The sequence below is a fragment of the Piscibacillus sp. B03 genome (genome assembly GCF_052246295.1).
Lineage (GTDB): Bacteria > Bacillota > Bacilli > Bacillales > Alkalibacillaceae > Piscibacillus.
Genome location: NZ_JBQQCO010000022.1, coordinates 25,631 through 46,352, shown reverse-complemented (window position 1 = coordinate 46,352; position 20,722 = coordinate 25,631). Strand labels below are relative to the sequence as shown.

The window sequence follows — 20,722 nt, the reverse complement described above, 5'->3', positions numbered from 1 at the left end:
CATATTACATTTTGAAATGGTTGACTTGTTTATTCAATCTTTCAGCTAATTGATTTAATTCTTTTGCTGATCGTGACACTTCCTCCATAGAACTATTTGCCTCTTCAACTGTCGCAGCAGTCTCTTCAACACCTGCAGCGGATTCTTCGGATACGGATGCAATCTCTTCAACAGCTTGGTTCATTTGTACACTATCATCTAAAACATCCTTCAGGCTGGATGAGATCTCTTGTACTTTACCGGTCACTTGGTTGATTGATTGATTTATATTTTCAAATGTTCTTTGAGTATGCTCCATTTGCTTGGTGCCTTGTTCTACTTCAGAATAACCAGTCTCTAATTGCTCTGTAACGTTAGTAGATTCTTCTTGAATATTATGCACAATCTTCGTAATATCCCCTACTGAGTCAGCCACTTGTTCGGCTAATTTCCTAACTTCATCAGCCACCACAGCGAAACCTTTACCATGTTCGCCTGCACGTGCCGCTTCAATGGCTGCATTCAACGCTAACAGGTTTGTTTGTTCAGCAATAGATTGAATGACCTCTACTAGTTTTGAAATCTCTTGAGACTGTTCATCTAACCCTTTAACTTTCTTAACTGCTTCTTCAACAATTTGATGGATACGTTTCATTTGTTCAGAAGATGACATCATCTGATTTCTTCCTTCTTCAGCCAATGATAAGACAGCATCTGACTCTTCAGCTACATTTTCTCCGTTCTGATACGAATATTGTACTTTCTTTAAGTACGACTCCATCATTTCATTAATACTAGCAGCACTTTGAGCTTGATTTTCAGCGCCAGATGATAATTGCTGCATAGTAGAAGCAATTTGTTCACTACCCTCTTGTACTTCATTAGAAGCTTGAGTTAATTGATGGCTCTGAGCAGAAACTGATTCAGAAGCCTCTGATACATTAGATAAGATTGTTGTAAGATTATGTTTCATTGTGTTTAATGAAGAAGATAGTTGACCTATCTCGTCATTACCATGATAATCAAGCGCTTCTACTTCTAAATTACCTTTCGAAACCTCATCTGCCATTTCAACTGCGTGATTTATACTTTTACGTATTGAGCGACTAATAAAGAACAATAAAACCATAGAAATAATTACCACGATTGCTAAACCAATCACTAATGAAGATATAACAGATGTGAAAGCTAATTTAGTATTTTGATAGGCTTGATTATAATCGTTTACGACGGATTGTCTTAGCTCAGTAGATAACTCTTGAGTTTCCGCTCTTAAAGCTGCAAATTGTGAACGTGCTGAAGCTGCTTCATTCTCACTTCTTGAAGAAACGGCTGGTACGACCTCTTCAAAAAATATTGAATCCATTTGTTCATTGTTAGCTTCTATTTGAGTCATGATTTCTGTTTGATTACTTCCAAGACGTGGTTTCACAGAATTGACTAACTGATTATATCGATCCATTAAACTTTCGTACTCTTCCCGATATGTATTCGACTTATATTCAACGAAATCAACTACCATTAAATCTTTTTCTAACAGAATCGCATTGATCTCGTCTATTAAAATTGCCCTTTCACTTCTACGGTCCTGTGCATCTAACTGGCCATTTGCAGCTTGTAAACTTAAAAAAACGACTCCAGATGCAATCAAAAATAATAAAATTGATAAAAATGATACTAGTCCATATTTTTTGCCGATGCTAAGATTTCGCCATATTGATGATTTTCTCTTTTTCTTTTTTTCAATTGGTACATCTAACTTAGATTTTCGTCGAAAAAGCCTTTTCACATTTTCCCCCACCTTTTTCCAAACCTTATAGATAAAAAGTATCACTATTTCACATAATTCGCAATACGAATAATTTAAATTTTGTCACAATTTTAGTTAAATTTTAAATAACGTGTTGAGTTTTGTCGAGTTATTAGAACCTTTGTCTAATCTATTAACAACTATAGAATTATGATTTAAGATAATCTTTGTGTGTTAAAGATAAATAATAAAAAGGAAGGACAACTTAAGATGGAGAAAGAGGAGTTACTACTAAATACAAGAAAGCTAGAGATCAGAATTAAAGCCTTAAAACAGTACATGATTTCATCCGCATACGCGAAAGGATTTAACCACCCTCAAACAGTAAAGATTAGTCAAGAGTTAGATGAAGTACTTAATAAGTATCAATCTATAAATTCTAAACTTTGTTCATAATATATAGATAAATAGTTATTACATAATATTTAAAGTGTCTTAATAATCAAAAATAACAACAAATCTCTTCAATGAGATCTGTTGTTATTTTTTTCCATAAGTTTATATGCTTGATTAAAATTGTTAACAATAAAAATTTTATATTTGTATTTACTATAATTATTCAGAAAGGCTTCTTTTCCTCTATTTTCAAAAATCCGATTCCATTTAAACATTTTAAAGAAAATATCAAAGGTTGGTTTATAGTTAGCTTTTTCAAATCCTAACTTTTGTTTAATAAAGCGTTTGGTAATCCTGATGGTTCTAATATGATAATTCGTATCAAGAAAAATAATGACATCTGCTTGCTTGAAACTATCAAAGACCCATTCTTCATTATGAACCCCTTCAATAATCCAAGAGCTGGTCCTTACGATAGAGGATAAATAATCAATTCGTTCATCTTCACTCCTTCTAATATCACCTGTCTGTTCCCTTTTCCACACAACATTATCTAGTTCATAGTGTGGTATATCGTATTTCTTTGATAAACTTTTAGCTAGTGTCGTTTTCCCACTTCCTACAGAACCAATAATATGGACTTTCATTTATCGCCACCATATTTTTCTATTTCATACTTCATCAAATTTTTTATAAACTCCTTACTATAACCCCAATAAGCCCTTGATTTAATTGTTATTTTAGTGAGCATCTTGGCATCCTGTGGAATGGCACTTCTTAAATACATACATTTCCCCCACTATTTCACTAAATTTCTTCCAATAACATTAGCTTGAACTGGATCTCGGCCTATTTCTCTAGCCCAAATAGACAACTGACCGACATGATGAATTTCATGAGCAATAACGTGGTGTAATATGTCATCTACAGTAAAAGCCTTATCTTCCCACGGCACTTTAACTGTTTGACTATTTTCCATACTTTCCAATTGTCTTAATAAGGACTTTACTTCCTTTCTAAGTTCAGTTGATAATCTGTATAATTCATCTAAATTACTATAATCTTTAAAATCATAATAAACATCTTTCTTCTCATTTACAGCTCTTAACCAACTATATTCAACATCGATTATATGAAATAAAGTAAATAAAATACTATTTACTCCTCCAATGCGTTCTTTTAACAACTCTTCAGTAGGTACACTATTACACCAATTAAACCATTCATCTCTGACTTGCCTGCCAGTTATATTTGAAAAATTTTAGCAATATATAAACCACCTAACTACTCAAAATTTTTATGTAAGGTTAGAACATCATCAATTTTATAATAATTTTTCTGATACACTTTTTTTGCAGAAAGATTTTGATCACCCGCCAATACTTTAACGGTTTCTACCCCTACTTCTTTAAACTCTTCTTCTAGGTATTTCAATAAAGCAGTAGCTACACCATTTCGTCGAGCTTCTTCAACTACAAAAAGTTCTGTTATTTCAGCTTGTTTTTCTTTATAACAAAAAGAACTAAATACTTGGCCACATATGAAACCAACTAATCGATTGTTTAAAGAAGCAACAACCACTAACTCATTCGAGGATCTTAAATGATCAATAACAAAATCTCGAGTTAAGTTCTCTACACCATTGAATGCATAATTAAGACTTAGAAGCTCATCAACGTCTGCCTCATTTGCGTGTCTCACTTTGATACTCATTCTAAATCACCTTTAAATAATTCTTCATTTATAATCTCAAGTAAATCTTCTTGCTTTTCATTCTGGACATTCTCAGCCAATCTTGCAGCAGCTAAAATGGGGGCCCACTCTAAGATCTCTTCTTTTGTATTACCACTTTTTTCACAATAAATATTAATATACTGCTCCGCTAGCTCTATCGAGAAAAAATAATATAACAAATAACTACGACACACATCTGCTAGTGGATGACCAGCGCTTGAATCAACCCAATCGATTACCGCCACTCCCGCATCTGTTTGAATTAAATTAAAAAGGTGAAAATCACCATGGCACATTCTGTTATCAAAAGACTGTCTATCTAATCTATCTAAGATATTACCCTTTGTGGCTTGACCCAAAATTTCAACAGAGGAAATCTGGCGCTTCAATTTATCCCTCATTGATTCAAGTCGGTTGACTTGAATCGAATGAATTGACATCTGTATATCTATAGATTCAGCTATAAAATATTCCACCTTTTCAGGGTGTTTTGTTAGCAAATCACCAAAAGTTGATCCTTTAATATACTCCATGACCAATGCCGGCTTACCATTGATTTTTCTAACATCAAAAACTTTAGGCACATTAATTCCAAACTTAAGAGCCAACACCTGTCTTTCAGCTTCAAACTCCACTTCTTTAAGTGGCATATCATTCTTATAAATCTTCACTGCTAGTTCATCCCACAAATATACATCTGCCGTGTTTCCCGTTGCAATAGGTTTAGTGAGTTTCATAATATCTCCCTTTAAATACTACTTGTTATTTAAATCCTCTAATAAAGCAATAATTTTTTCATTTTGTTCAATCAGCTGATTGTTTTGTTGTCTAAACTTTGTAAAGTCAAATAAAAACACAATTAGAATAACGATAATAAATATTAATAGCATGTTTACACCTCTGTGGACTATATATTTTACCTTGCCTATTTCGACAATATCTTCCTTTTACCCTTTTTATTAAAAAAATTAATGTCGAACACTTGTTCTATTTATTGGTTTTGTGTATACTAAGTTTAGAAATCACAAAAGGGAGACGATTCTAATGTTAAAATCTTGGGAAGCTGCATATATCGCTGGAATGATCGATAGCGAGGGCACAATTTCACTTAAAAAGATAACCAATAACCAGGGTAACCAACCTGTAATTACGATCACTTCTTCTGACTTGAACATGCTTGTGTTTATTCAATCCATCTTACCTGGAAGTTTGTATAGTAAAAAGGTTTCCATCTCGAATAAAGAGATTTATCGTTACACTATTGAGATTAAACATAAAGAAAATGTTTATTATGCGCTAAATCAAATTAAGCCGTATCTTAGAGTTGAAAAAAAGAAGAAACAGGTCAATCAAGTTCTAGATACATTAAAATCAAATACTTTATACGGTCCGAAAAAAGCTCGAGATTACCTTTATGTTTTAGAAAGAGCTTAATGGCTTAATATAAACTTTTCTATTCAGAAGTTTCTCGAGGTTATTTTTTAAAATAGTAATTTGACTATTGTTCATAGTATAAGGACTATTTTGATAGCGAAGTGTTAAATAACCTGATTCTTCCGTAATAATTTGATCTACAAAGATATTATTAGTCCTCTGACTTATATATTCTACCAGTTGTTTCTTAACATTTTGATAATCATTATAAATTTGTCGATTATGAACAAAAGAAAGCTTAGTTTTTTCGTGGACGGTTTCTGTATAATATTTCTGAATAAACATATTGTCGTCAAAATTATGTATTACTGCATCATATTCATTTTTAGAGACCGTTTGCCACAAAATTTTTCCTAACGAATATATATTTAAACCATGCTCGGGTTTATAATGTAATTGAGCATTTAACTGACATATCTCAAGCTTTGCAGAAGTGGTACTGGTTTGCTTCAGAACTTGATCCTGTTTATGAACTGCAAAGCCCTCATTTAAAATGATTGTTTTTTTTATTCCATCAAAGTATCTTGCCTCTTCATCAATCATTTTAAGTAAGACTACTTGCCAACCTTCAAACCATTCTTTTTTTGACTGAAAAAATTTCATCGGTGCGATGAAACGTGAACTTAAATTATGTTGAGTAGTAGCAAGGTTCCTCATCACATTTAAAAATAGGTTAAAGTGTTCGTATTCCATATATGGTATTAATTCATTCACTGTTAGCCGTGGCACTTTCAATTCCTTTAAGTAAACGTTTTGTTTAGCGAAATAAATATGTCCCATACAATGCGCCATAACAAAATCATTTTCGATTTTTGTATTTTCCACGTTAAGGTATATCGTCGGTGGTTGATTTACTTCAAACACTTCTAATACGTTTTGTTTAGATTGTTCAAGCGAAATGTAACGATTGCGATACCCTTTAAAATGAACGTCTAACAATTCTTTTTCTGAAACTTGTATTATTTGGTATTCCAATAAAACCCCCTCCTTAATAAATGTTATGTAGAAAACAATATAAAAAAACTCAGATAAGGAAAGACCTTACCTGAGTTATTATATAAAGTACATTACCTTTCTAAATTAGGGAAGATACGCTCAATCATTGCGTTAAATTCTTCGAAAAACCCTTCAACAGGATCACCGTTACGCACGTCATCAGCATAGTTGTTTACCATATCAAAGAATTGAGGGTTAGCTGAAACGTAAACATTATCAATGTCTTCATTAGTTTCTTTTACCTTATTTGCTACTTCTTCTTTAATTCGATCACTGACCTCGTTATCTGTGTTGTCACCTGCTAAAGTAACTGCAACATATGCATTGTTTTCACCTGCTAACACATATGCATTATCAATTTCATCTAGATCATTTGATATCTTATCAGCAGCTTCATTTGCTACTTCATAATTGTTCTGTCCATTACGATTATTTGGGCTTTGGTCACGGTCTTCTTCTAAGTCAATCATGTCTAAACGATTATTTCTTTCTTGCATATTGTCATTAGTGTTATTGGTATTTTGACGGTATAATTCTCTGTATTGCCTTTGATTACCGTCACCATCATCATTAACATCAATCATATCTACATTGTCACCATTGTTATCCATACCATCGTTTAGTCCCTCATCTAAGCCTTGACAAGCTCCTAAAATTGTAATCATCGAAGCTAATGCGATCCATAATAAAAAACGCACATTCGACGCCTCCTTTCTTCGTTAATTTATCCTTAGTATGAAAAAAGAAGGCTCTGAATATGCTTGATATAAAATGGAAAAATGAACTAATCGTTATTCAAGTGTTTAAAAGCTAACAATGCGGCTTGTGTCCGATCATGTACATCTAATTTTGACAAGATATTTGATATATGGGTTTTAACCGTTTTTTCAGTAATAAACAAATTGTGTGCAATTTCTTTATTAGAATGTCCTTTCACAATCTCTTTTAATACATCTGTCTCACGTTTAGTTAAACTGTTCAACTTCTCTTGTTCCAATGTTGCAGAAGGTTGCTTTTTAATATGTTTTAACAAGTGTATTGCTGCTTTCTCATCAATCATTTCTTCTTTTTGATAAACTTTTCTTATTGCTAAATGTAACTTTTCTGGATCAGAATCTTTAAGCAAATAACCATTTGCACCATGTTGAATGGCTGTAATAACATATTCATCATTTGAGAAACTAGTCAGAACTAAGATTTGGATATCGGGATATTTATGTTTGATTTCTTTTATTGTATCTATACCATCTAACATTGGCATTTGAATATCTAACACACATACATCAACTTTGTTTTCTTCTAATAAAGACAAAGCTTCAAGTCCATTAGAAGCTTCACCAACAATATCAATATCATTCTTTGTACTTAAAAAATAAATCAATCCTTTGCGGACGACTTCGTGATCATCGACTAAAAATACTTTAATCATGTTACTCCCCTCAACTTTGTAACGGAATTGTTATGTTTATTTTTGTTCCTTTAGATGGCTGAGATGTAATATGACAAGTACCACCTAATAAATATATACGCTCTTTAATTCCTTTTAAACCGTATGAAGTATGAACATTATTCATATTAAACCCACAACCTGAGTCAAAAATTGTTAATTCAATTCCTTTTATAGTTGCATTTAAAGTAATATGAATTTCTGCAACTTTTGCATGCTTATGTACGTTATGAATGGCCTCTCGACAGACTTTATATAAATTTTCTTGAATATATGTCTGGATATAATTTAGACCTTCAACATTCCAAAGGATTTTTATTCCTAGTTGTGAGGCGTAATCGTTTAATGACGAAATAACACCTTCATTAATTAAATTGGATTGTTTGTCTTCAATTAATTGTCTCATTTCTTTCAGTGCTTGTTTTGATATTTGTTGTAGATGTTCAATTGGTTCAACTAAAGCTTGCTCTTGATTCATACTTTTAAGAGCACTAGTTGTAGCGTTAATTGAATAGAGCAATTGATTAACCGTATCATGTAAGTCTTGAGCAAGTGCACCACGTTCCTGCAATTGTATAATTTTGCGCTCATGTTCTTTTAGTTGCAAAGTCTTGATTGTTAATTTAATATTCTGTGTTAATAATCGAATAAATTCAGATTCTCGCTCATCTATTTTCTTGCTCATAAAGAACTCCAATTCACCGTCCAACTCTGGCATGCTGATAGAATAAGCCTGTGGTGTTTTCTCGCCAAAATCATATGTAAAATCATTTATATTAATAGTACACCCTAAGATTAAATCATTAATGACATTATTAGTTATTACTTGGTGTAGTTCATGATAACTAATAACTTCACGTAGACTACTAGCAATATTATTAAGTTTTTCATATAACTTAACACGTTTCTCTTCTGCCTCAAATAATTCAATTCGTTTAAGTGCATGAGTTATTTGCTTTGCAATAGATTGTAACAAATCCAATTCATCTGGATTAAATGTTTCCCTGTTTGGAGCTGTAACGTTTAATACACCGTACTTATGACGTTCATCTTGTAGAGGTGCCGTTGCATGGTGACTAAATCCATTGGTGTCATAAATACCCTCTGCATTTGCTTTTTCTAACCTTTTACAAGTTAGAATACTAATTGCTCCATCTAAATGATTTTTCTCAAACGATGATAAACAATAACACGATTCAGATCCACACATTGGTTGCTTATGATTTACTTTTAAAGCTTCAGGTAAACCAGCGTCAGCTACTAGCTTCATCTCTTGCTGTCCTAAAAATATCCACCCAGCTTCAAAATGTGTAATATCTAAGAACGATTCTAAAACCGATTGAAGCATGGGTTTTCTTTCATATGAACGATTTAATACTTCTGCTATCGTTTTTAATGTAAATATTTTGTTATAATCTTCCATGGAAATCACCTTACTCCACTTAATTTGACATCAAACATTTTTTGTAGAGCTTGTGACTGGCGGTTCAAATTTAGATACGGTACAGATTCCCAATCTACTTGGTCCACCATTTGCCCTTGATCTAAAATCCACATAGTTGGTTCTAGGTGCTGTATTACATACCAATCATGGGTGATAAATACAATGGTCGTGCCTTGTTTATTTAATTGACGCAACCAAGTGAGCATGTCATGTTTTGCCGCAAGATCAACCCCAACAAACGCTTCATCTAAAAGTAACATTTCAGGTTGGTGAATCATGCCAATTGCGAGATTCACTTTTCGTTGCAAACCACCACTTAATTGATCAATTCTTTTATTCAAAATGGAACTTAGCCCTAAAGAAAGTATCATTTCGTCTATAAACTCATTCGACTTTGGTTTGGTTAGCTTTTGATAATACTTTAATTGATCTCTTACAGTCAATCCTTTAAACAAGGCGATTTGTTGAGGAACGTAACCAATTGGTTGTTTTCTATTATAATGAATTTTCCTAATTCCTTTAGAGGGTTTGATTAGTCCTGCCATAATTTTTATCAATGTTGATTTACCAGCTCCATTGGGTCCAAATAACGCTATACAATCTCCATTTTGGATATGTCCACTAATTTCATTAAGAATCGTCTGTCTTCTTTTCTTATAGGTAATATTTTCAAGGTTTAACATGAAATCGCCCCTAATAAATTAAAATCCATACTGGTAGGAATATCGTCATCCAATAATTCATTGAAAGAAATTTGAAGTATATTAAGAAAAATATGATTGATGCAGTTACACCATAGCTTAACGTAAACACCCATAGTGATTCCATTTTTCGAACGGTTAAAGCAACTACAAAATATAAAAACAATGATGTTACAGCGATTGCAGTGTCGATCAGTAAGTTAATCCAGTCTAATTCACCGTACATTAACTGGATTCCAAAAGATGTGAATAAGGTTAGAACTGATAAAGCTATTAGAAAGGTCATAAACCATATGTAATAAAGTGTGTTTGAATGACCTAATGTCTCCATCCGTTCAAAGATTTTTAATTCTTTCCACGTTAAGATTAACTTAACTAACGACGCTAACATAACCCAGATAAAGACCCAGTATAGCCAGCGATATAACAAGCCACCATCGGATTTACTACGATCTGTTTGTAATTGTTGTTGAATAGATTCAAACTGTATTTGAAAAATAGGTTCTGGTTCTAGATACCTTAAGCCGTATTCGTAGATTTCACTCCAATTAGCTTGTTCATCATATCTTTTAACGATATTAGCAGACTCTGCACGAACAGCACGTGTCATGATGGCTGAAGCTAATTGTTCTTTAAACAAACCGTCAAATAAGCTTCGTTCATGCCGATACCATTTTATTTCACCTTCTAGGTCACCTGAGTTAATCTTTTCTTCTAAATCACCTGGCAAAACAAAGATTGCTTCTACCTCACCACGTTTAATAAGATGTTCTGGGATTGTGTCTTTAACCATTACATCAAATGAATCTTCGGTGGTCATATCTGATAATAATTGCTCAGTTATGGCTTGATTAGATTCATCTACAAGTACAATAGGCACTTCTAATTCATCTGTTTGTTGATCTGTCATAAAAAAACTAGTTAAAACAAAGATCATAGGTGCCAAAAACAAAATAAGAATTGACCATTTTTTCTGAAGTAAAATTTTTAACATCATTTAGCCATCACCCCTATCTTTCGGATGATGATTATTGCTAATAAGGTCAATAAAAACATAATTCCAACCCCAGTCCAAAAATTGACTGGAATTTCGGAATGCAACCATACTTTAACAAAAGCATCATATATAAACGTTAAAAAACCTAACGTGCCTAAATAAACAGGCGGGATGATTAGCCCACTCATGAAAATTAAACATAAGCCACTAATCGTAAAAATCAAAAGGCTTAGAATAAAGTTAGAAATGATTATCCGTATAATAACGTGAAGCATTGAAATCAATATGGCAATTGACACCCACTGTACCAACAACAAAGGATCTAATTGTACTGAATTAAATAAGATGTACGATAATCCATAAGCGATTGCGATGGAATAACCAACTATAAACGTTAATTGACAAAGCCAATTAGCTAATAATTGATCTATTCGAGTGACGTTTATTAAACGTAGACGCGCTTGCATAATTGGTTGGTGCTTTGGTTGAAAAAGAATTAATTGCAACCAGTAAGTTAAAAAAATTAAAGATACAACTAAAACAATAAAAATATGCCTTAGCCAACTTAAGATTTGCTCAGTTGTTTCAACTTGTTCAAAGAAAGAATTCCTTCCTAGTGAATATGTTGTAAAATGAATAATTGATTGTTGTAGGAATTGCTGTCGTTCACTTGAGTCATCTATGTTTCGCGTGTGAAAGTGATTTACTGTATTAACTCCTGTCTGAGCAGAGGAAATGTAAGCCTGGCCACTTTCAAGTAGCAAATATGATAAATTCGAAGCTAACGGCAATTTTTCGTTTAAATAAACATTAATCGTTTCATTTACTCCACTTCTTAATTGCTCAGTAAAGCCTTCTGGAATTTGGACAATCGCGGCATATGATCCCGGTTTTTCTATATAGTAAGACAAGTCATATTGCCCTTCACTCAGTTTGACATCGCCTTCAATCGTATCATCGTCTTGTAATTGATTAATTAGAGCTTTTGTTTCAAATGTTTGATCATCATCCAAAACTAATATATTTACTGTTTCCAGTTCGTCACTAGAAACACTGTACAAAAATACGGCTAATAATCCAACAAATATGATTGGAAACAGGATTGTAAATAAAAAGAGAGCAGGCTGTTTTAACATACGTTTCCACTCATACTTCCAAAGATGATAAATCATCGCTCTGCCCCCTTTTTTCTCTCTCATGATAAATTTTACGTCAAAACGATTTTATTAGATTTGATATTCTTTTTTCTCCTCTAGCTAAAAAGGATTAAATTTTCTTATAATCTGATTAATATAATCTTTAAAGTTTAATTGAAAGCGATTAAACCATTGCTCGTATTCATCTCTTGTGAGTTGATCTAAAAACCTAACATCTTGAGCATTAATTTTTTCGATTTGTGGATCATCAGTAAATTTAATATCACGAGTAACATCAACTGAAGTTTTAACACGACCTAATGTTAAATTACCACGATAAGACTTATAGCCTTCACCTTTGTTAATATTCGTTTTTATGTTTAGATTTCCTTCTACTCTAGGAAAATACATAGGCAGATTTAAATTAAACGTGATATCTTTAGACCCTTGGCGATACTCTGTTACCCAATCAATTGTTGATTGTTGATTATGATGTATCGTTATCTGTCTATTAACTTTATAGCGTTCAGTCTCTGGAAGACCAAGTGATTGGTAGACGACTTGAATAGGTTTTTTGTCATTTTCTAGGTGCGCATCTAAGTTTACTTGATATTGTTCACCATTTATTTTACTATCAACGTCAACTGCAAAATCGTATTCTTTACCTTCATATTCGTACTTGCCTCGAAATTCTCTATATCTTACAAACTCTTTATTATAATAGGCATCATAAGTAATTCCCTCCGGAAAGCGAATTTGATTGATGTAACTCCTTAATCTTTCATTTACTTGACTTTCCACTTGCTCCAGTTGATCAGTAAGATACGCCTTAAGAATTTCAGTCTGTTCAGGAGAGATGTTCATCGTTACTTTTTGATAAACATTATCTTTATAAGAAACACCTGACTCTTTTTTTGTATCTATTTCTTGTAAGATTTGAAATAATTTAACATAGTCAAACACATTCAAATCCATAGCACCATTGATTTGTCTAGGTACTTCACTGATAACTTCTTGGTCATAATGTGAAGACATCCATTCTCCCAATCTGTCGTTTTTGATTCCAACAGGCTTAGGATCCAAAGGTAGTTTGACTGCTGTATAAAGTGGATCTTGATAGACCTTAGCTTTCATAAGATTGGTTCTTTGTAGTTGGAAATTGATATCCGCTGACATTTCACCCTTTTTCGAATCATGCTGAGAATTTACAACCACCCTTGAATTAGCGAGGAGAGCACGAGCCAAGACAGATGTTTGACTAAACTCACCAAGATTGACGTTTCCCGATAAAATAATTTCCTGTTCATATGTATTGTTCGAAAGACGCTTCGATAACTCACGTTCATCTTCAGTATAGTCTACAGTCTGACCTAAGATTGTTTGGATTGTGTTACCTTCGACTTCTATATAATCAATTGCTGAGTTTATAAATAATCTATATAAAATAAAAGCCAATATTATAACGAGAACAGCCATTACAATTATGACATTTTTATGCTTCTTCAAAAACTCGCTCATGTTATGACCTCTTTTATAAAAAATATTACTATATCTTATGATACAGGTTGTCCAATAAGAAGACCAATATCAAAAATCAAATTCAACTATAATACGGCACTCTTTCATAACTAAAAACTCCCGAAAAAGTCCAACGACTTATTCGGGAGTTAGATTTTAATTTGGCTTACCTTGCCCACGGTCTCCATTACCCTTGTTTTGACTCGGGTGGTTTTCATCTTTCTTATCTAGGCCAGGCGGCTTATTAGATTGACTTTTCTGCTTTTCATCTTTATTTTTTCCACTGTTAGGTTTGTCCCTTTTTTCGTGACCAGGAGGAGTCCAGTCACTATCTTTATTTTTTGAGTTACCTCGATTTTCGTTTTTACCTTGTTTCCCTTTTCCAGGATTATCTTTTTGTGAAGGATGATTAGAGTCTTTTTCTTTACCTTTACCATTACTCTTTTCTTTACTTTGATTATTACGCTGGTCTTTTCCTTCATTGCTTGCTGGGTCTTTACTCTTATCTTTATTCTCGCTCTTCTTCTCAGATGCATTTTCTATAGGTCTTTGTCTTTTTTGTAAATCTTCTACCTTCTTCTTTAACCCAGGTGGAATTTGATCTGATTTAGATTTTTCTACAAATTTTTCAATAACTTTAATATTCTTTTTATTGTGAGAGGATTCCTCAGAGCTATCTTCATTTTTGTTTTTTTCATTTCCTGCTGTTTCAGTTAGTTCCTCTTCTTCATATGAGTCCATAAGGTTTGAGGCATAGACTAAATTCATTGATGTTTTTGCGTTATGAGCCTGTTCTCTTGTTTCTATTGGCACTTCAAATGAAGCAACATCAATTGTTTGAAAGGAAGCCTCCATTTCATGAGTAACTTCCTGCAAAATATCGTTATTTACATAATCACTTACGAAACTTATCCCGAGTAATACTTGATGTTCTTCCTCTAAATAACCAAGTTGATCACTCACTGCAATTATATTTGATGACACTTGATTAACAGGTTCGCCTTTCCAATCATTCAACTGATTAATCAAGACATCACCATCTTCATTTAAGCCCATAATATCTATTACTTCATAATGGTCATTCAACGATAATTCTACACTTGGGTTTATATCGATGTTCATATAAGCATGAACATCTTCTTCACCTAACCATGAATAAAACGGAATAATTAATAAAAATGCTATGATTGCTGCAAAAGCTGGTTTCGCAAAGGTTAATGATTGAAACCATTGCATAACCCGACTAAGAATTCCAGTATTTTCAAGCGGTTCGAATGTCGTTTCTTCTCCAACAGAGCCACTTATTTTCCTAGATTGATAAAATGATCCATCAGACGTCATGAATAAAGTACTTCGTCTTTTTTGTTCTACGATTAGACCTTTTTTCATCCTTACACCCCCTTTATATAATCTTTTAAGTAAGTGAAGTCTTCATTTATTAATACAAAAATCGCTAATATATATTTACGATTTCGTTCTAACGTTTTCTTACTGACTTCTACCATTGGTAAAATCTTCTTTATTGGTAATCTCTTTTTCTTTAAGATATAATCTCTTACTTCTTCATCCTCGTGAATAACTCTTGCAATATGTTGTGACGTTTCTTTAGCATCTTGGTGTTTAGGAGAAACTTGTGCTAACTCTGAAAAAGAAAGCTTAAATTCCTTTAGCTTTTGATTGTATTCAGCAATCTCCAATTGACGATACCAGGCTAGCTCTTCTTCTTGATACGCTTTTTTTGATGCAACTGCAATTTGGCGGTCTTTAGAATGGCCATCTTCTTCCTCATGCTCTTGGTCCAACGAAATGGTTAACCAATCATGTTTCTCTGAACGTATGTAATCAATGACCTTTCTCGTAATCACAAGGTTCGCAAAGGACAAAAAAGAGCTTCCCTTCTCTTGTGAATATGCATCAATTGCTTCATTGAAAGCCATCAAACCAATGCTAAACTCATCATCTTTTTCAGGATCTATATACCTTTTACAAACCTTTGACACACATTTCGCAATGAAAGGTTTATAATCAGTTAATAGATGATGACGGGCTTGCTCATCCCCTAACTGTACGGCCAAAACGTGCTCCTCGAGGGATACGTCCTCTTTTTCTTGACGTTTCAACACCCCTCATCACCCCCAACGTTATATAAGATTCGATTTAGACGCCTCATTTATGGGTGTCCTTCGTTATTTATTTAACTGATGAAAGGCTTCAATCGGTATAGCTAAACCAATCTTACCATGCTCATCACTTTGTCTTGTGGCGTAAATGACTCCAATCACTTCACCTGAATGATTAATGACAGGGCTACCGCTATTCCCACGATATACTGGTGCTTGTAACATCATGACTTCAGTATCCAATGAAGCGTCAGACCACCCAATAATTTCTCCTTCATTCGCAATACCGCTAAAACTTAATGGGTTTCCAATAAAGTAAAAATGTTCGCCTCTTTCAAAAACAGCTTCATTGGCTAGTTTTAAATGTGGTAAATTATTGCCGTCAATTTTTAAAATCGCTAAGTCTATATCGGGAAATGTTTTTTCGATGGTTGCCGAATAAGGTCCATCATCAGGAAGATAGACAATAATTTGACCTGGTCGATCAATGACATGATAATTTGTTAATATGTATCCATCAGCTGTGTAAGTAAATCCTGTTCCTTTGCTATCACCATTATCAATCAAGGCAATCGATTCACGATATTCTTGTACATCATCATTGACTAATAATTGAGCTGAAGTTTTTAGAAAATCAATGGCTGCCAATGAAAAGAAGTTAGGAATTGCGGCGCTAATATTGATAACCATAAAAATAGCAATAAGCCAAAATACCCATTTAGGAAATGGGCGTTTTGGCTTTTGCTCTTCATAATTTTGACGTTCACGTAATTCTCTTTTCTTCTCTTGAAGAATTTCATACATTTCTTCTTCATCTATATCTTCGTAAAGATCCTCGTCTATTATGTCACGATGCTTATCATCCGTCACCTAGATCACCTACTTAAGAGACATTCACTCGTTTTCGTCCTAGTTGCATTTCATACATATTAAAATATTCTCCGTGTTCTTTCAAGAGGCTTTCGTGGGTTCCTCTTTCAATCATTTTACCATGTTTTAAGACGAAAATTTGATCTGCTTGTTGAATAGTAGATAATCGGTGAGCGATTACTAATGTCGTTCTACCTTCTTTGAGTACTTGTAATGCTTCTTGAATCAATCCTTCAGTTTCTGTATCAATATTGGCAGTAGCTTCATCCAATATTAAAATGGCTGGATTAAACGCAAGAGCACGCGCAAAAGATAGTAATTGCCTTTGCCCCGTAGAGAATTCATTTCCTTTTTCTTTTACGGGTTCATCGTATTGATTTGGTAGCTGTTCAATAAACTTGTCAGCTCCAACAGCCTTTAATGCAGCAATGGCTTGGTCTTTAGAAATTGCTGGGTCATTCATTGTGATATTCGAAATAATGGTTCCTGTGAAAATAAATGGATCTTGTAAAACGATTCCGATATGACTTCTGACTTGTTGTTTGGATAACTCAGATGTATCTTGACCATCAATCAGAATTTTCCCGTGAGATGGGTCGTAAAATCTGAATAAAAGATTCATAATCGTACTTTTACCAGACCCTGTATGCCCAACAAATGCCGCTGTCTCACCAGGTTTAATTTCAAAATTAATATCTTTTAAAACATAGTCATCTTTCTCATACGCAAATGACACTTTGTCAAATGCCACTAGACCCTCGTAGCGTTTTATTGGGCTATGATTTACCTCTTCCCCTGTTTCATCCATTAATTCAAACACTCGACTACCTGATACACGGGCCTGTTCTAATTGCGCTAACTGGCTAACAATCTGGTTCACAGGCTCAAATAGTCTTGTTAATAGATCAACTAAAGCATATAACAATCCCGCTGATGCTAGTGTTGTTCCATTTAATGCTGCACCACCAAAATATAAGATAAAAACGACAAATGCAACATTACGTAAAACATCAACTAGATTAAATGACGTCCATGCTGTGAAGGTGTTCATTTTAGTTTGAAAGACTCTATGCTTTTCATTGAGTTCTTCAAATTCATCTGCCATTCGGTCTGTTTGTTTGTACGCTTGTATGATTGACATTCCTTGAATAGATTCATTAATGTTGGCATTAATTTGACTATTTGTTTCGCGGATAATTTTATTGTAACGACCACCAATTGCTTTATATGCTTTCATCCAGATGAACATAATTGGAACTAGAACTAAACAAATCGTTGCTAATCTTGCATCCAAAATAAACAATGCAATGAAAATACCAATAATGTATATGATCCCTGAAGCAAATACTTCAAGCACTTTAACATATAATTCTCGAATGGCTTCCGTATCATTTGTGACTCTTGCAACAATTTTACCAGCTGGTTGATCGACAAAATATTTAATTGGAAGTCTTTGAATGTGTTCAAAAACATCGCGACGCATTTTTTGGATAATTCGATTCGATGCAAACTGAAGCAAATAAGTTTTGTAATATAAAAAGTAGGACGCAACTAAAATTAATCCAATATATAACGCTAATAACCACATAATTGAACTAATTTCACCTTTAAAGAAAGCATAAATTTCAGAAGTTGATAATTCACGTCCACTCGTTTGAATCGTTTCACCCTGGTAAGATAATGTGAACCCCTCAGCGCCAGTTTCTTCAAGCGCGCTATTTAGGGGGACTTTTTCATCAAATAGGTAAAAGTTCAATCCATCTTGAAATAACGTAACCTGTTCTCCGGATACATTTTCTGTACGGTCAATGCGTTTGTAAACCATACCTTCAAATTCTACTCCATCACCATTTTCACTAATGACATAGTGATTAGCAACTCCGACAATGTGTTGGTCAATAAGATGTTTGGCGATAAATGGCCCAGATAATTCTAGCGCTACTGAAATGATTAAACAAATCAGGCCGATCAAAATGCTTTTCTTAAAAAACCAAGCATATTGGAATAATCGCTTTTCAGTTGTGGGTTGATTCATATTAGTTCCCCCCTTCCATTTGTTGAATGACAAATTGATTGTAATACCAACCTTGTCGCTTCATTAGTTCATTATGTGTTCCGTGTTCAACCATTTCACCATCTTCTAGCACAATAATTTGATCAGCATGTTGAACAGCTGATAATCTGTGTGCCGCAATAAATGTTGTTTTATTTGAACGTACTTTTTTCAGGTGTTCAATAATTTTAGATTCTGTCTTACCATCTACGGCTGATAATGAATCATCTAAGATTAAAATTTCTGGGTCTTTAATGAGCGCTCTAGCTAGTGAGACACGTTGCTTTTGACCTCCTGATAACGTGACACCACTTTCACCGACTAACGTATCAAGCCCTTCTGGTAAATTGTCTATGTCTTCACGTAGTGATGCCGTTTCAAGAATTTCATATACTAATTCATCTGATGCTTCTACGTTGCCAAATAAGATATTGTCTCTTACTGTTTTTGAAAATAAAATATGATCTTGCGGCACATGACCGACCCAATCACGTGTTTGGTCTAAAGTTAAATCTTGAATTTTTGTATCGTTAATTAATAGTTCACCAACCTCTGCAGGTGGATATTCTCTAAGCAGCTGTCTAAATAATGTTGTTTTCCCAGAACCAGTCATTCCAACAATTCCAATGGTTTCGCCACGAGTCACTTCTAAGTTAATGTCTTTTAAGTCAAAACGATCAACGTCAGGATATTTAAACGATAATTGATTAAACGTTATCGTCTCAGGACGAGAAATGGACTTAGGGTTCTCCGGGTCCGATACATCAGGTCGATGAGATAGAATCTGATCAATACGGTCAAGTGATGCATTACCACGTTGCATGACATTGATCAATTCACCAACTGCAAACATCGGCCAAATAAGCATCCCTAAGTAAACATTAAATGTAACGAGTTTACCAATGGTGATGTCTCCAGTGATGACTAAATAAGAACCATACCCTAACCCAATCGTATATGCCAAGCCTACTAACACTTTAATCGTCGGTTCGAATAAAGCATCTAGTTTAGCAACAGCAATATTCTTTTGAAAAACTTCTTCAGTTTTATTATTAAAGCGTTTTTCATCTTGCTTCTCCTGAACAAATGCTCGAATCACTCGAACACCTTGTATCGATTCAAGAGTGTCATTGTTTAACTCACTAAATGATGCTTGTGCTTTCATAAAGCGTTCATGAATCGCTTTTCCATATTTCTGCATGACGAATGCCATAATTGGTAATGGGATTAACGCAGCTAACGTTAATTTAACATCAATCGTAAACAGCATAATCGCGATAATAAACGCCATAAATACAGTTGAATCGACTAATGTCAATATACCGAAGCCTGCCGTCATCATAATGGCTTTTAAGTCATTTGTAGCACGGGCCATCAAATCACCCGTACGATATTTACCGAAAAACGATGGTGACATTTTCATGAAATGCCCCATTAAAATTGAGCGCATCTTTTTCTCTAACAGAATTGCTCTTCCAAATAGTGTATAATCCCAAAAGAAGGAAATTAAATACCCAATTACAATTAGAGCAACAAACAATGTCACAAGTTGTGTGAAGCGTTCTGTTGTTAATTGGTTTCTCTGTATAGAGTCAATTATTTCCCCTAGAATAGTTGGTGGGATGACCACTAATACGTTAACAATAATTAAAGCTGAAATGGCCAACGTATATCTAATCCATTGTTCTTTAAAATACCAAGATAATTTTCTAAACACACTAATCATTTCTATTCCCCCTTATCTCTATTAGTTGTGTTTGGCTAACCGTCGTCTAGCCTATGCATTTTACTGAATAAATGAAATTCGATGTTGATTCGTTTACGAGTTCCATTGCGATGAAATTCAAATGAAATCTTAAACATGTTTTTCAACTCCCTTGTAAATTTTGGTATATAAATAAAGCACACCTGACCGTGGCCAAATGTGCTTTAAAAACAACAAAAAGCGCCGCGATCTTAAATCTAAAATAGATCAATCGCGACGCTACCATACCTGTTTTGTTAACAATAAAATTAAAGACAACGATATATGCCTATATAGAGCTACTACAGGTATCTATAGGTTTGGTCACGATTTTCGAATATTGAACTGTTAATACACCTACTGGTTGAACGTTGATATGAACTTTAATCATCTTCGTGACCTC

At 33.8% G+C, this 20,722-nt stretch carries 21 protein-coding genes and 1 pseudogene; 2 read left to right on the top strand and 20 right to left on the bottom strand.

Translation table 11 applies throughout. From position 1 onward, the window contains the following. Positions 1–4: 4 nt before the first annotated feature. Positions 5–1,768, bottom strand: a complete 1,764-nt coding sequence (locus ACTWQB_RS13825; RefSeq protein ID WP_443139786.1) for a methyl-accepting chemotaxis protein — start codon at positions 1,766–1,768, stop codon at positions 5–7. A 192-nt stretch (positions 1,769–1,960) separates the two neighbouring features. Between ACTWQB_RS13825 and ACTWQB_RS13820 the strand changes: the two genes are divergently transcribed. Next, a complete protein-coding gene (locus ACTWQB_RS13820; RefSeq protein WP_443139785.1) occupies positions 1,961–2,185 on the top strand; it encodes an aspartyl-phosphate phosphatase Spo0E family protein in 225 nt (74 codons plus the stop codon). Between the two features lie 68 nt (positions 2,186–2,253). Here ACTWQB_RS13820 and ACTWQB_RS13815 read toward each other — a convergent pair whose 3' ends face one another. The 6 genes and pseudogenes from ACTWQB_RS13815 to ACTWQB_RS13790 form a co-directional block, all read right to left on the bottom strand. Next, the gene (locus ACTWQB_RS13815; RefSeq protein ID WP_443139784.1) at positions 2,254–2,772 is read right to left on the bottom strand and encodes an AAA family ATPase; all 519 of its coding nucleotides are present in this window, start codon (positions 2,770–2,772) and stop codon (positions 2,254–2,256) included. Then, positions 2,769–2,912 (bottom strand): hypothetical protein, encoded by a 144-nt coding sequence (locus tag ACTWQB_RS13810; protein WP_443139783.1) that lies wholly within the window; start codon positions 2,910–2,912, stop codon positions 2,769–2,771. The genes ACTWQB_RS13815 and ACTWQB_RS13810 overlap by 4 nt, the downstream gene beginning before the upstream one ends. A 12-nt stretch (positions 2,913–2,924) precedes the next feature. Then, positions 2,925–3,393 (bottom strand): annotated as a pseudogene (locus ACTWQB_RS13805) (DinB family protein). 16 nt (positions 3,394–3,409) lie between these two features. Further along, positions 3,410–3,838, bottom strand: coding sequence for a GNAT family N-acetyltransferase (locus tag ACTWQB_RS13800; RefSeq protein WP_443139782.1), 429 nt, complete (start codon positions 3,836–3,838; stop codon positions 3,410–3,412). After that, a complete protein-coding gene (locus ACTWQB_RS13795; protein ID WP_443139781.1) occupies positions 3,835–4,596 on the bottom strand; it encodes an aminoglycoside phosphotransferase family protein in 762 nt (253 codons plus the stop codon). Before ACTWQB_RS13795 ends, ACTWQB_RS13800 begins: the two co-directional genes overlap by 4 nt. Before the next feature lie 18 nt (positions 4,597–4,614). Further along, on the bottom strand, positions 4,615–4,749 hold the full coding sequence (locus tag ACTWQB_RS13790; RefSeq protein ID WP_443139780.1) for a hypothetical protein: 135 nt from the start codon (positions 4,747–4,749) through the stop codon (positions 4,615–4,617). 154 nt (positions 4,750–4,903) lie between these two features. Between ACTWQB_RS13790 and ACTWQB_RS13785 the strand changes: the two genes are divergently transcribed. Continuing rightward, positions 4,904–5,293, top strand: a complete 390-nt coding sequence (locus ACTWQB_RS13785) for an LAGLIDADG family homing endonuclease (RefSeq protein WP_443139779.1) — start codon at positions 4,904–4,906, stop codon at positions 5,291–5,293. Here the strand turns inward: ACTWQB_RS13785 and ACTWQB_RS13780 are convergent. The 13 genes from ACTWQB_RS13780 to ACTWQB_RS13720 form a co-directional block, all read right to left on the bottom strand. Beyond that, on the bottom strand, positions 5,279–6,268 hold the full coding sequence (locus ACTWQB_RS13780; RefSeq protein ID WP_443139778.1) for a SpoVR family protein: 990 nt from the start codon (positions 6,266–6,268) through the stop codon (positions 5,279–5,281). The two genes, ACTWQB_RS13785 and ACTWQB_RS13780, sit on opposite strands and share 15 nt — an antisense overlap. A 92-nt stretch (positions 6,269–6,360) precedes the next feature. After that, positions 6,361–6,987, bottom strand: coding sequence for a YhcN/YlaJ family sporulation lipoprotein (locus ACTWQB_RS13775; RefSeq protein ID WP_443139777.1), 627 nt, complete (start codon positions 6,985–6,987; stop codon positions 6,361–6,363). A gap of 86 nt (positions 6,988–7,073) precedes the next feature. Next, on the bottom strand, positions 7,074–7,718 hold the full coding sequence (locus ACTWQB_RS13770; protein ID WP_443139776.1) for a response regulator: 645 nt from the start codon (positions 7,716–7,718) through the stop codon (positions 7,074–7,076). A gap of 10 nt (positions 7,719–7,728) precedes the next feature. Continuing rightward, positions 7,729–9,159: a GAF domain-containing sensor histidine kinase gene (locus ACTWQB_RS13765; RefSeq protein WP_443139775.1), complete on the bottom strand. Its 1,431-nt coding sequence runs from the start codon at positions 9,157–9,159 to the stop codon at positions 7,729–7,731. A gap of 5 nt (positions 9,160–9,164) precedes the next feature. Further along, positions 9,165–9,863: an ABC transporter ATP-binding protein gene (locus ACTWQB_RS13760; RefSeq protein ID WP_443139774.1), complete on the bottom strand. Its 699-nt coding sequence runs from the start codon at positions 9,861–9,863 to the stop codon at positions 9,165–9,167. 10 nt (positions 9,864–9,873) lie between these two features. Further along, positions 9,874–10,878 (bottom strand): ABC transporter permease, encoded by a 1,005-nt coding sequence (locus ACTWQB_RS13755; RefSeq protein ID WP_443139773.1) that lies wholly within the window; start codon positions 10,876–10,878, stop codon positions 9,874–9,876. After that, positions 10,875–12,050: an ABC transporter permease gene (locus tag ACTWQB_RS13750; RefSeq protein WP_443139772.1), complete on the bottom strand. Its 1,176-nt coding sequence runs from the start codon at positions 12,048–12,050 to the stop codon at positions 10,875–10,877. Before ACTWQB_RS13750 ends, ACTWQB_RS13755 begins: the two co-directional genes overlap by 4 nt. A gap of 84 nt (positions 12,051–12,134) precedes the next feature. Continuing rightward, positions 12,135–13,532, bottom strand: a complete 1,398-nt coding sequence (locus ACTWQB_RS13745; protein ID WP_443139771.1) for a hypothetical protein — start codon at positions 13,530–13,532, stop codon at positions 12,135–12,137. Positions 13,533–13,688: 156 nt separating this feature from the next. After that, the gene (locus ACTWQB_RS13740) at positions 13,689–14,921 is read right to left on the bottom strand and encodes an anti-sigma-I factor RsgI family protein (RefSeq protein ID WP_443139770.1); all 1,233 of its coding nucleotides are present in this window, start codon (positions 14,919–14,921) and stop codon (positions 13,689–13,691) included. Positions 14,922–14,923: 2 nt separating this feature from the next. Next, positions 14,924–15,655 (bottom strand): RNA polymerase sigma-I factor, encoded by a 732-nt coding sequence (gene sigI / locus ACTWQB_RS13735; RefSeq protein WP_443139769.1) that lies wholly within the window; start codon positions 15,653–15,655, stop codon positions 14,924–14,926. 63 nt (positions 15,656–15,718) lie between these two features. Continuing rightward, the gene (locus tag ACTWQB_RS13730) at positions 15,719–16,522 is read right to left on the bottom strand and encodes a S1C family serine protease (protein WP_443139768.1); all 804 of its coding nucleotides are present in this window, start codon (positions 16,520–16,522) and stop codon (positions 15,719–15,721) included. Positions 16,523–16,535: 13 nt separating this feature from the next. Continuing rightward, positions 16,536–18,557, bottom strand: coding sequence for an ABC transporter ATP-binding protein (locus ACTWQB_RS13725; protein WP_443139767.1), 2,022 nt, complete (start codon positions 18,555–18,557; stop codon positions 16,536–16,538). Between the two features lies 1 nt (position 18,558). Beyond that, the gene (locus ACTWQB_RS13720; RefSeq protein WP_443139766.1) at positions 18,559–20,301 is read right to left on the bottom strand and encodes an ABC transporter ATP-binding protein; all 1,743 of its coding nucleotides are present in this window, start codon (positions 20,299–20,301) and stop codon (positions 18,559–18,561) included. Between the last annotated feature and the right edge of the window lie 421 nt (positions 20,302–20,722).